At 75.1% G+C, this 11,687-nt stretch carries 13 protein-coding genes; 7 read left to right on the forward strand and 6 right to left on the reverse strand.

The genetic code is table 11. From position 1 onward, the window contains the following. Positions 1–22 precede the first annotated feature (22 nt). From ACIA79_RS03860 to ACIA79_RS03870, 3 genes are all read right to left on the reverse strand, one after another. Positions 23–976 (reverse strand): Rieske 2Fe-2S domain-containing protein, encoded by a 954-nt coding sequence (locus ACIA79_RS03860; protein WP_399426532.1) that lies wholly within the window; start codon positions 974–976, stop codon positions 23–25. Positions 977–1,031: 55 nt separating this feature from the next. Continuing rightward, positions 1,032–1,712 (reverse strand): hemerythrin domain-containing protein, encoded by a 681-nt coding sequence (locus ACIA79_RS03865; RefSeq protein WP_399426533.1) that lies wholly within the window; start codon positions 1,710–1,712, stop codon positions 1,032–1,034. 304 nt (positions 1,713–2,016) lie between these two features. After that, on the reverse strand, positions 2,017–2,433 hold the full coding sequence (locus tag ACIA79_RS03870) for a CBS domain-containing protein (protein ID WP_399426534.1): 417 nt from the start codon (positions 2,431–2,433) through the stop codon (positions 2,017–2,019). A gap of 450 nt (positions 2,434–2,883) precedes the next feature. On the opposite strand from ACIA79_RS03870, the gene ACIA79_RS03875 reads away from it, so the two are divergent. After that, positions 2,884–4,137, forward strand: coding sequence for a serine hydrolase domain-containing protein (locus tag ACIA79_RS03875; RefSeq protein ID WP_399426535.1), 1,254 nt, complete (start codon positions 2,884–2,886; stop codon positions 4,135–4,137). Between the two features lie 193 nt (positions 4,138–4,330). Next, complete coding sequence (locus ACIA79_RS03880; RefSeq protein ID WP_399426536.1) at positions 4,331–4,879, forward strand: phosphatase PAP2 family protein; 549 nt, start codon at positions 4,331–4,333, stop codon at positions 4,877–4,879. Between the two features lie 205 nt (positions 4,880–5,084). On the opposite strand, the gene ACIA79_RS03885 is transcribed toward ACIA79_RS03880, so the two are convergent. Genes ACIA79_RS03885 through ACIA79_RS03895 form a run of 3 tightly spaced genes read right to left on the reverse strand, consistent with a single transcriptional unit; the run spans position 5,085 to position 6,164 of the window. Further along, positions 5,085–5,423, reverse strand: a complete 339-nt coding sequence (locus tag ACIA79_RS03885) for a nuclear transport factor 2 family protein (RefSeq protein WP_399426537.1) — start codon at positions 5,421–5,423, stop codon at positions 5,085–5,087. A 16-nt stretch (positions 5,424–5,439) separates the two neighbouring features. Next, positions 5,440–5,769 (reverse strand): hypothetical protein, encoded by a 330-nt coding sequence (locus ACIA79_RS03890; RefSeq protein WP_399426538.1) that lies wholly within the window; start codon positions 5,767–5,769, stop codon positions 5,440–5,442. Next, positions 5,766–6,164 (reverse strand): hypothetical protein, encoded by a 399-nt coding sequence (locus ACIA79_RS03895; protein WP_399426539.1) that lies wholly within the window; start codon positions 6,162–6,164, stop codon positions 5,766–5,768. Before ACIA79_RS03895 ends, ACIA79_RS03890 begins: the two co-directional genes overlap by 4 nt. Positions 6,165–6,784: 620 nt before the next feature. Here ACIA79_RS03895 and ACIA79_RS03900 point away from each other — a divergent pair. The 5 genes from ACIA79_RS03900 to ACIA79_RS03920 all read left to right on the forward strand — a co-directional run bounded on the left by ACIA79_RS03900 (position 6,785) and on the right by ACIA79_RS03920 (position 11,678). Then, on the forward strand, positions 6,785–7,045 hold the full coding sequence (locus tag ACIA79_RS03900; RefSeq protein WP_399426540.1) for a GlsB/YeaQ/YmgE family stress response membrane protein: 261 nt from the start codon (positions 6,785–6,787) through the stop codon (positions 7,043–7,045). A 188-nt stretch (positions 7,046–7,233) separates the two neighbouring features. Further along, positions 7,234–8,133 (forward strand): TauD/TfdA family dioxygenase, encoded by a 900-nt coding sequence (locus ACIA79_RS03905; RefSeq protein WP_399426541.1) that lies wholly within the window; start codon positions 7,234–7,236, stop codon positions 8,131–8,133. Next, positions 8,130–9,281: a glycerate kinase gene (locus ACIA79_RS03910; RefSeq protein WP_399426542.1), complete on the forward strand. Its 1,152-nt coding sequence runs from the start codon at positions 8,130–8,132 to the stop codon at positions 9,279–9,281. Before ACIA79_RS03905 ends, ACIA79_RS03910 begins: the two co-directional genes overlap by 4 nt. Positions 9,282–9,372: 91 nt before the next feature. Continuing rightward, a complete protein-coding gene (locus tag ACIA79_RS03915; protein WP_399426543.1) occupies positions 9,373–10,488 on the forward strand; it encodes an Ldh family oxidoreductase in 1,116 nt (371 codons plus the stop codon). Further along, on the forward strand, positions 10,485–11,678 hold the full coding sequence (locus tag ACIA79_RS03920; RefSeq protein ID WP_399426544.1) for a pyridoxal phosphate-dependent aminotransferase: 1,194 nt from the start codon (positions 10,485–10,487) through the stop codon (positions 11,676–11,678). The genes ACIA79_RS03915 and ACIA79_RS03920 overlap by 4 nt, the downstream gene beginning before the upstream one ends. The last annotated feature ends 9 nt before the right edge of the window (positions 11,679–11,687 follow it).

Below are 11,687 nucleotides of genomic sequence, written 5' to 3' on the forward strand. Positions count from 1 at the left end.
CGCTCCGTGATGCGCCGGACCGTCACGCCGCGTCACTCCCGGCGTCCGTGCCGGCCGACCCGCGCAGCCGTACCTCCAGGCGGCCGTCGACGATCCGGGTGTCGAACGCCGGCTGCGGCGCGGTGGCGGGGCCGCGGACGTTCCAGCCGTCGGCCAGCCGGAACACACTCCCGTGCCAGGGGCACCGCACGCAGCCGTCGAGAATCTCGCCCTCCGACAGCGGTCCCGCCATGTGGCTGCACCGGTCGGCCAGGACGTGCACGGCGCCGCCCGCCTCGCGCACCACCATGACCGCGACCTCGCCGACGTGGCGCCGTACGGCCCTGCCCACCGGCAGGTCGGCGATGTCGCCGACCGGGTGCCAGCCGGGCTCGACCCAGTGCGGCACCTCCTCGGCATGGTTCGCTCCGGCGGCCTGGCGGTAGGCGAGGTGGCCGCCCAGCGCGCCGCCGATGCCGACCGCCGTCAGCCCGGCCAAACCCAGGGCCTTGCCCCGCCACACGCGGCCGCGGCGCCGCGCCAGGTACGAGGCGGTGTAGAGGGCGACGGCGGTGACGTTGCCGGCCGCGTGCACCAGTCCGACGCGCTGCTGCTCCTTCGGCAGCTCGGCCCAGTCGGTCCAGCCGGCCACCGCCGCCGGCCCGGCCGTCGCCAGGCCGGCCCCGATCAGCACCTGGGCGGCCCTGCGGTGGCCGGGCAGCGCGTCGAGCACGGCCGCCGAGAGCCAGGTGCCGATGGGCAGCTGCACCATGAGCGGGTGCACCGGATGCCCCAGCCAGCGTCCGTGGAGCACGTCGCGCGCGGACCCCAGAGGTGCCGCTCGGACCGCCGCACGGACCGCGCCGATCAGCGCGTCCGCTCCGGACCACCGTTCCAGCCGGTCCACGCCCCGCAGGACGCGTCCGGGCCCGTCCGCCGACGGCAGGAGCCGCCGCACGGCCGTCGTCGTGGGATAACGCTTGAATGACCGATCCATGCCGCAGCGAGTAGCCCCTCAGGCCCGGCGGAAACGGCCTGCCGCCGCACCGGCGTCAGCGGCGTGCCCGCAGCGCCCGGGCGAGCGGCCACGCGACGGACAGGCAGGCGGCCGCCGCCACGGCGAGGGTCCGGCCGCTCGGCGCCCGTGTGCCCGCCGGGAGCAGGTCGCGGGCCCGGTCGACGGCGGAGAGGGGGACGCCCAGGACGGCGTTGCCCGGCGGCCGCCGCGGTACCACCGGGTGCGGGTGCGTCGGCGCCGTACGCCGTACGGTCTCCCAGGCCGACCCCAGCCTGCGCAGGCCGGTCCTGTCGAGGGACTCCTGCAGCCGGGGCAGGAGGAGGTCCTCCTCGTCGCGGATGTCCTGCCGGATCAGCGCGAACGCCCGGGCGGCGAGTTCGTCGTGGCGCGGGTCCCCCGGGCCGGTGCGCTCCATCTCGGTGACCAGGTCGTTGATCTGCTGGTGCTCGTTCTCGACCCGGGCGGTCAGCTCCTCGCCGTCCGGTGCCAGCCGCCGCAGGGCGGGCCACAGCACGGTCTCCTCGGCGAAGGCGTGGGTGAAGGTGAGCTGGACGATGTCCTTGAGGACCCGCTGCCGCTCCTCGTCCGGGCCGTCGCCCGACTCGTACCGCTCCATGAGCCGCTCCAGTTCGGCGTGGTCGCGGCGCTGACGGGCCAGGATGCTCGCCGTGCCGCCGAGCTCTTCCGTGCTCTGTTCCGCGATCGAACGGGTCATGGCCGGTCTCTCCTTGTTCAGCGTGGTGCGGGCCGCCTCACCCGGGCGGTTACCCCGCGCGGGCGCCTTCAGCCACCGTCTCCACCCGCCCGGCCCAGCGGGCACAGCCGGGCGCGCGCCGCCCCGGCACGGCCAGGCCCCGGCCGGTGGGAACCGGCCGGGGCCTTGGCGGCGAAGGGGCGCGGCGGTGTCGAAAGGGAGAACGCGCGGAGGTTCCGAGGAACGAGGAACCGAGCACGATCGACCGTCGACACCGACAACAGGCGCCCCGGAGCCGAACCGAGCCGCGGTGTGCGGTCGCGCGTCAGTCCGTGGACAGGGCCTGGACGAGGTCGCCCACCTTCGGGTCCGGCAGGGCGCGGGCGACATCGGCCTGCGCCACCATGCCGACGAGGTCGTGGCCGTCGATGACGGGCAGGCGGCGCACCTTGTGGTCGGTCATCGTGCGCAGGATCTCCTCCGCGTCGTCGTCCGCGCCGATTGTGACGGCCTCGCCCTGGGCGAGGTCACCGGCCTTGCACTCGGCCGGGTCCTTGCCGGCGCCGAGAACCTTCACCACGATGTCGCGGTCGGTGAGCATCCCCTTGAGCTTGTTGTCGGTACCGCAGATGGGCAGCGCGCCGACGCCGAGCCGGGTCATCTTCTTCGCGGCTTCCAGGACGGTCTCCTCCGCACCGATGCACTCGGCGCCCTCGGTCATGATCTCTCGTGCCGTGGTCATCGTGTGACGTCTTCCCTTCCGTGAGCCTGGTCCCGGCAGCGACGGGCGTCCGTCGTCGCTGCCGGGCACTGATGGAGCTCGTGTGCCCCCGGCTCACTTCGGCTAACGCACCTTTCGGCAAGGTACGTCCAGCCGTCCGGTCGTCACCCTCGCGCAGCGCCCGCGCCGGCGGGAACAGGTGTGAAGGCGTGCGCCGGGGGCAGCAGATGCCCGTGGCCCCGCCGTGGTTCCCCCGTCACGGCGGGGCCTCGGCGTGTGCGGGCGGGTGCGGTGCGGGGGCGCAGGGCGGCGACGGACGGGCGCGCGCCGGTCCGCCCGTGTCGGGAACCGACCAACGCCGTTGGGACTCACGGTCCATGAGTTCGGGTCACGGCGCGCCACGGCCGAGCCCGGGAGGCCCACGTCGTACACGGCCCCTGTGCCGCACCGATCGAATCCCGAGGAACCAACGTGCCCCTGTCGCCGCACCGACGCCTGGCCGTGAGTGCCGTTCTCGTCGCCGCACTCGCCACCGCTGTCGCCCCCGCCCCCGGCGCGTACGCGGCCCCCGCCGCGGCGCCCGCTCCCGCCGCCCATCCCACGGTGCCCGCCCCCGACATGGACGGGGTGGTGGCCGCGCTCGACGCCGCCATGGCCAACGGCGCGCCGGGCGCGATGGCCCGCTACACCGGGCCCGCCGGCGTGCGGACGAGAACCGTGGGGGTCCGTGACCGTGTCTCGGGCGACGCCATGGACATCGGCGCGCGCTTCCGGATGGGCAGCGTGAGCAAGACCTTCTCCACCGTGGTGCTGCTCCAACTGGTGCAGGAGGGGCGGCTGGAGCTCGACGCACCGGTGAACCGCCACCTGCCGGGGCTGCTGCCCGACGACCGGATCACCGTGCGCCACCTGCTCACGCACCGCAGTGGGCTCGCGGACTACACGGGGGCGATGTTCGAGCGGACCGTGCCCGGCTTCGAAGCCGTACGGAACCGGGTGTTCAGCTACCAGGAGCTCGTGGACCTGTCGCTGGCCGAGCCCCGCACCACCGAGCCCGGCGTCGCGTACACGTACTCGAACACCAACTTCGTGGTGGCCGGCATGCTCATCGAGAAGCTTACGGGCAAGCCGGTCGCCGAGGAGTACGAGCGGCGCATCATCAAGCCGCTGCGGCTGCGGAAGACCTCGTACGTGCACCCCGGCACCCGCATCGAGGGGCTGCACGTGCGCGGCTACCTGCACCCGGACGAGAGCGGCGCGCCGCTCGTGGACTCCACGGAGCAGACCGTGTCCTGGGCGCAGTCGGCCGGGGCCGTCATCTCCGGCCCGGCGGACCTGAACACCTTCATGACCGCCCTGATGCGGGGCCGTCTGCTGTCGCCGGGGATGCTGGACGCCATGACGACGGTGACGCCGACGGACACCACCGGCACCCGGTTCTACGGGCTCGGTCTGCGCCGTTACGACCTGTCCTGCGGCGCCCAGGTCTTCGGGCACACCGGCACGGTCCAGGGCTTCTACACCTACGCCTTCGCCACCCGGGACGGCCGGCGCAGCCTCTCCGCGATGGCGAACACCTCGAACCGGAGCCCCGCCAACACGGCGCTCGGCGACACGCTGGAGGCGGCGTTCTGCGGCAAGAAGCCGGCCCCGGCGGCACGCTCGTCCGTGACGCGCACGGTGCCGGTGTTGCCGGCGGAGGCGGACCTGCCCGAGCGCCACTGAGCGGCGGCCGGGCGGCATGAACCCGCGTGAAGCCCCGCACGGGCCTCACGCGAGGGTCACGCCCTGGTGGCGGAGCTGCTGTGAAGGGCCTGCGCGCCCATCCGCGGCACACCCGCTCCGGCGCCGCGGCACCCCGGGGGCCGTCGGCGCACTTCCGGGTGTGTGCGCGGCGCCGGGCGGGAAGCCGCCGGTCATGGGTGATCTGGTGGGGTGGAAGGTAGCGGACCGGTGGCTGACGCGCCGCGTGGCCGGCTGGGAGTCGCCGCTGGTGCGCCGGTTCCTGCCGAAGCTGGAGTCCGCCGCCGAGCACACCAAGCTGTGGTGGTGCGCGGCGGCCGCCATGGCAGCGACGGGCGGCGTCCGCGGGAGGACGGCCGCGGTCGCCGGGCTGGCGGGCATGGGGATGGCGGAGCTGCTGTCCAACGCGGTGTGCAAGCAGCTGTACGACCGCCGCCGTCCGCCGGAGGGCCTCATCCCCCACGACGACGTGCACCCGCGGCCGGACAGTTCCTCCTTCCCCTCCGGGCACACGGCCGCGGCCGTCGGCTTCACCGTGGCCGCGGCGGGGGCATGGCCGTGGGCGGCCGCGGTCTGTGCGGTGCCGGCCGCGCTGGTGGCCGTGGAGCGGGTGCACTCGGGTGCGCACTACCCGAGCGATGTCGCCGCCGGTGCCGTCATCGGGCTGGCGACGGGGCTGCTGGTGCGGCGCTCCCCCGGGCTGCTGGTGCGCCACCTGCCGTGAGCGCGGCACACGGCCGGGGAGCGCCCGCACAGCAGCGCCGTCCGGGCGCAGGCGGCGTCCGGTGCCCGCGACGGCGAGGCGGACCGCTGCGTGCGGAGTCGTGGCTCGTGGACGGCCCGGCAACGGCCCCGGCCCCGGGCCGCCCGCGCGGACGGCGGGCGGCCCGGGGCCGGGAGGGCGGACGGTACACCGCGCGGGCCGCGGGTCAGACGGCGAACCAGACCTTCTCGATGCGCTCCGGGCCGACCTCGTAGAGGGCGACGGCGGCGCGCTCCTCGTCACCCATGAAACCGGTGACGCGCTCCTGGTCGATCACCAGCCGGCCGTGGACGACGCGCGAGACCAGCTCCGCGTGCAGGTCGGGGCTGGCCGCGAAGAGGGCGGCGTAGCGCTCGCGGAACGCCGGGCCCGAGCGGTCGGCGAGGACCTCTCCCGAGGGGAAGGCCAGCACCGGCACGTCCTCGGCGTAGAAGCCGAGGAAGCGCCGCAGGTCCCGGGCGTTGTAGGCCGCAAGCTGACCGTCGACGATCTCCTCCGGGGACATCGGGGTACTCCTTTCCTCATCCGGCAGGCACGGTCGTGCGGCCGGTGCGTGTACGGATGACGAACAGCGAGCACGCCAGCGCGATGCCGCCCGTGACATGGAGCAGGTCGAGCAGCAGCAGACCGGACTCCGACTCCAGCAGGAGTCCGACGAACTGCTCCCCGAGGCCGAACACCACGCCGAGACAGAAGATCATGCTGGCCCGGACCTGGCCAATACGGTCGGCCGGTGCGGGATCGAGGATCCGGGCGTTGGTGAAGTGGATCCAGTAGGCGTTGACGAAGGTCAGCACGACGTAGAGGGCCATGTGCACGGCGAACGCCGTGCGGCCCGCCGCCGCGCTCACCGTGCCGCAGGCCGTGAGGACGCCGGCGAAGACCAGCGCCCAGCGCCGCGCCCGGGCCGGGTCGCGCAGCAGTTGGACGCGCCGAAGACGGCGGGCGGGGCCGGCAGGAAGACCACCACGTCGTCGCGGTCGGTGGTACGGGCGGCGAGCAGCGCCAGTACGGCGGCGGCGACGGTGCGGCGCAGCAGGGCGTCGCCGGAGGTGATGCGGTCCAGGGCGGCGGTGGTGGAGCCGTCGAGGGCCGCTCCGGTCACCCGGTGGCCGCCGGCGCCGGGGCGCAGGTGGTCGCGGATGACCTGGACCGGTTCGGTCCAGGCCTGTCGGCGGGTGTCCCAGTACTCCTGTTGCGCGGGGTGGGCGAGGAGGGCTTGTCGGGCCTGCAGTGCACTGGTCATTCCGGTCCTTCAGAAGGTGAAATCGGCGTGGGTGGAGGTCACCGGGGTCTGGGACGCCACGTGTCCGGACAGAGGGGTGCGCGTGGAGACGTCGAGGTCGTCGATCAGCTCGGCCACGCGGTGGAGCAGGTACTGCGCCGAGGAGGCGGTGAACAGGGCGGTGCTGTACTCGAGTTCCGCCGGGCCGCCGGTACGCCTGGAGGTTCAGGTCGAACCGGCACGAGCCGCGGTGCAGGAGGTGTACGTCGACCGTCACGCCGTCGCGGGTGAAGGTGTGGAAGTCGATGTTCTGCAGTGCGAAGAAGGCCGCCCGAGCTGCTGGGGGCCCAGCCGCCCTGGTCCCGGCCCCGACGGGCAGCACAGTGGCCGGAATTGTGTCGGGAGGGGTCACACCGTCGCGGCGCACGCCGGGAGGGGTCACCGTGACGGCCGGCCCCCGCGGCTCCGGGGAAGCGGCACACCGGCGCCGCGACGGCACCGGGCGCCGGCGTGGCGGAGCGCTGCGCACGGGCGCTCAGCGGGCGGGATACGGAAACAACGTGAAGGCGGATGCTTACGGCCGCGTCCGGCGGGCACGCGGAGGGCAGCGAAGGTCACGGCAGTGAACGGAAGGAGTCCTCGTGTCGTTTCTGTGGGCCATCATTGCGGGTCTCATCATCGGCCTGCTGGCCAAGCTCGTCCTCCCCGGGCGTCAGCCCATCCCCATCTGGCTGACGGTCCTGCTGGGTATCGTCGGCGCTGTCGCCGGCAATGCGCTCGCCAGTGCGTTCGGTGTGCGCGACACCGGTGGTATCGACTGGATCCGCCACGTGTTCCAGATCGGCATCGCCGCCGTCCTCATCGCCTTCGTCACCCCCCTGTGGGCCCGACGGCACGCCTGACACCTCCTCCGGCCCCGCAGCCCCGCCGGTCCCCCGGGACCGGCGGGGCTGCCGCATGTCACGCCCCGGCGACGTCCCGGGAAAATTGAGGGAAACCCGCGGTCAACCGAATCGGGTACCCGCACAACTCTCCTACAGCCACGGGCCGTCCGGCCCGCGGCATCCGCGCAGGAAGCAGGGGGGCGCCAGTGACAGACGGCGGGCACCAGACCACTCCGGGGCAGACGCTGACCGACGGGTTCGACGCGGTACGTGTGGCCGTGGCGGGACCGCTCCGTGACCATCTGACGAGCGCCGGCGAGAGCACCGCCGACGCCGGTGCCGCGCGGGCCGAACTGGCCGCCCTGGTGGGCGAGTACCTGGACGACGGGCCCGGTGTCCTGGTGCTCACGGGGCTGCCCTCCGACCGGGAGGGCGGTGAGCGGGCCGTGCTGCGGGCCACACGGCTGCTGGGGGAACCGCTGCCGCAGAACCGGGAGGGCACCCTGGTCCGCGAGGTGAGGGACCGCGGCATGAGCATCAGCCAGCGCGGCCGCACCCGCTACTCGGACTCCCGCTTCGGCGGGGACCTGCACACGGACGGCGCGGAGGCACCGCTGCCGGCGCCGGACGTGTTCACCCTCTTCTGCGTACGCCAGTCCGTGCGCGGCGGCGCCCTGCAGTGCCTGCACGTACGGGAGGTGGAGCGGGCGCTCGACCCGGAGGTGCTCGCCGTCCTGCGGGCCCCGTTCCGGTTCGACCGCCGCGGCGACCAGGAGCCCGGGCAGGACCCCACGACGGCCAAGCCCGTGCTCTTCAGCCAGCGGGGGCGCCCGGCCATCACGTACCTCCGCAGCTACATCGAGCACGGCCACGACCACCCGGGGGTGCCCGCACTGACCACCGATCAGCGCGCGGCGCTGGACGCGCTCGACGCGCTGATCGCCTCCAGCCCCGCCGTCCTGACCGGCAAGCTGCGGGAGGGGGAGCTCGCCCTGTTCGACAACCTCTCGCTGCTGCACGGCCGGACCGAGTTCCAGGACGAGCCCGACCACACGCGCCTGCTCCTGCGCACCTGGGTGCGGCGCCACCCCGACGAGCAGTCGTGAACCGCGGCCCGGCACCCGCCGCGGAGATCGTGGTGGCGCCCAACTGCATGCGCGGTTACGCCTCGGCCGCCGAGGTGGCGGCCGCGCTGATCACCGGCGTCCGCCGGGTGCGCCCGCGGGTGCGGGCGGTGGCGCGGCCCCTCGCCGACGGGGGCGACGGCACCCTCGACGCCCTGTACGCCGCGTGCGGCGGCGTCCGCCACCCGGTGGAGGCCGTCGATGTGCTCGGCCGGACGCGGAAGGCGCACTGGCTGGCGCTGGACCCGCGCACGGCCGCGGTCGAGACGGCCGGCGTCTGCGGGCTGGGGGCCCTGCGTCCCCGGGAACTGCGGCCGCTGCGGGCCACGTCGGCCGGGGCGGGCCAGGCCGTCGCCGCCGCGGTCGAGGCCGGGGCCACCACGGTGCTGGTCGGCCTGGGCGGCACCGCCGTGGTCGACGGGGGCGCCGGGGCGCTGGCCGCGCTCGGCGCACGGTTCCTGGACCGCGACGGGCACGAGGTGGAACCCGTACCGGAGCGCCTCCCCGACGCGGTGCGCGTGGACCTGAGTGCCGCGCGGCGGCTGCTGGAGGGGGTGACCGTGCGGCTGCTGGCCGACGTGCGCACACCGCTGTCGGGCAACCTGGACTCCTTCGGCGCCCAGAAGGGCGTCACCGCCGAGAACCGCCCGGCCGCGGTCCGGGCCCTGCAGCACCTGACCTCGCTGCTGGGACAGGCGGGAGACCTCACGGCGGCGGACCGCTTCCGCACGCCCTGGTTCGGCGCGGGCGGCGGCATCGGGTTCGGACTCTCCGCGGTGGCGGCCACCACGGCGGAGAGCGGCACGGAAGCACTGCTGGACATCACCGACCCGGGCGGCAGCATCGGCACGGCGGCCCTGGTCATCACGGCGGAGGGCGCCATCGACCCGGGCACCTGGCAGGGCAAACTGCCGGGCACCATCGCCCGGTTGCGCCGGGACCGGGGGCTGCCGACCGCCATGGTCGCCGCACGCGCCGAGGCGGGCGCCGCCACGGCGGACCCACTGGTCACCGTCCATCTGGCCGCCGACCCGCCGCTGGACGCCCCGCTGGTGGGGCCCGCCCTCCACGAGGGACTGGCACGGGCCGCGGCCGCGGCCTGCCGCACCTGGGCGGTCGCCGCCGCCTGACGGCCGAGCACCACGAAGAGCGGCGGGGATCCCTGCCCACCGCTCGCGCAACGACACGTCCGGACAACAGACGTAAGGATGCTGGAGCCCTATGTACGCCAGTGACGGCACCGACCGCGCATCCGTGGTCGGCAGGAAGCCACTGACCGATTTCGTCATCGAGGCGCTGACGTCCGTCGGCGCCGGTGAGGCCGACGCGGCACTCACCGCCGAGGTGCTGGTGGCCGCCGACCTCGCCGGGGTCGACAGCCACGGCGTCGCCCGCCTCCGCCGCTATGTGGAGGGCCTGCGCAACGGCACCATCAACGGCCGCGCCCGGCCCCGCGTCGAGCGGGAGCACGGCGGTGTCAGCGTCGTCGACGCCGGGAACGGGCTGGGCCAGCCCGCCCTGTGCTTCGCCGTCGACCTGGCCGTCGAGCGCGCCCGGGAACACGGCGTGGCGGCGGTGGCGGTGCGCCGCTCCAACCACATCGGCATCGCCGGCTGGTACACGGAACGCGCCGCGCGGTCCGGCACCTTCGCCATGGTGACCACCAACGCCACACCGCAGGTCGCCCCGACGGGCGCCGCGGAGCCCATGTTCGGCACCGACCCCGTCAGTTACGCCGTCCCCACCGCGGGCGAGCCCCTGTGCTACGACGCGGCGACGAGCATCGTCCCGCGCGGCAAGCTGGAGCGGCTGGACCGCGAGGGCAAGCCGATGCTGCCGGGCTGGGCGGTGGGCCCCGACGGCGCCACCTCCACCGACATCCCGCGGGTCGTGGCGGGGCTCAAGGCCAGGGAGGGCTACGCCCTGCTGCCGGTCGGCGGGCTCGGCGAGGAGTACGGCGGCCACAAGGGGTCCGGCATCGGCCTCCTCGCCGAACTGCTCTGCGGACCGCTCACCGGAGCGAGCTGGAGCAAGCACACCTACGGCCCCCAGGGGGCGGACCTCGGCCAGTTCGTGCTGTGCCTGGACCTCGCCGCGCTGGGCGACGCCGGCCGGATCACCCGGGACGTCGACGCCATGGCCGCGGAGATCCGCGCCGCCCGGCGCGCCGACGAGGACGTGCCGGTACGGCTGCCCGGCGAGCGCCGCCACCGGTGCGCGGAGGAACGCTCGGCGCGCGGCATCCCGCTGCTGCCCCCGGTCGTGCGGGACCTGGGGAAGATCGCGGAGCTGACCGGGATCAAGCCGCTCGGCGCACGGGACGGGCAGGACGCGTGACCGGCTTTGCGCGCGGCTCCTCGCCCGCCCCTTCCCTCGCCGTCCGGGAGGACACCGGACCGCCCGTCATCGACCTGTCGTCCGGTCAGATCCTGGAGCCCCTGCCGGAGGCGGCGCGGGCGGCGATCCGCCGCGCGACGGAGTCGCCCGAGGCGTCCGGGTACGCGCCCGGTCCCGGCCGGGCGGATCTGCGCACGGCCGTGGCGGACCACTACGCGCGCCGGACGGGCGCGGCGACCGACCCGGACCACGTCACCGTCACCGCCGGTGCCCGGCACGGGCTGTTCGCGGCCGTCGCCGCGGCGGCGGCCGGGCGCGAGGTCCTCGTGCCCGCCCCGCACTGGAGCCACTACCCGACGGTGATCCGGCAGGCCGGGGCGGTGCCCGTCACCGTGCCCGGCGACCCGCTGCACGGGCTGCTCGTCGACCCGGCGCGCCTCGACGCGGCGTGGACGCCGCGCACCGGGGCCGTACTGGTCAACAGCCCGGTCAACCCGTCGGGGGCCTGCTACGACGAGGGGCGGCTGCGGGAGCTGCGCGCCTGGGCCGCGGCACGGAACGTCCGGCTGATCGTCGACGACATCTACTGGGCGTACGGGTCGCACATCGACACCCGGCTGCTGCCCGGCCCGCACGAGGTCGTCGTGGGCGGTGCGTCGAAGGTGTACGCCCTGGCCGGGCTGCGCATCGGCTGGGTGTGGGCCGAACCGGCGCTCGGGGCGGCCGTGCGGGAGATCGTGGAGCACACCACGGGGCCCGTGTCGGGGCCGGCCCAGGCCGCCGCGGCGGCGGTCCTCGCGTACGAGAACGGCACGGGCGGCACCGGTGCCGCCGTCGCCGGGGCCGGGGTCGCCCGGCGGGCCGACCGGCTGGCCCGGCAGCGCGCCGAGGCGGTCGAGGCGATGGCCGCCGTCCCGTACCTGCGGCCGGTTCCGCCGGCCGGCGGGATCTATCTCTGCCTCGACGCCTCCGAGGCCCTGGGGCTCCGGCTGCTCGGCGCCGGGGACGACCAGGAGTTGTGCCGGGCCCTGCGCAGCGGGGCGGGGGTCGGTCTGCGCGCGGGCTCCACCTTCGGCATGCCGGGGTTCCTGCGGCTGTGCGTCGCCGAAAGCCATGAGGTTCTGTTGACCGCCGCCCACCGCCTGACCACGTGTCTGACGGCTGCGGCGCGCGAGGTCACCCATCACTGAGGGGATACC

The sequence above is a fragment of the Streptomyces sp. NPDC051310 genome, from assembly GCF_044455245.1.
Taxonomy (GTDB): domain Bacteria; phylum Actinomycetota; class Actinomycetes; order Streptomycetales; family Streptomycetaceae; genus Streptomyces.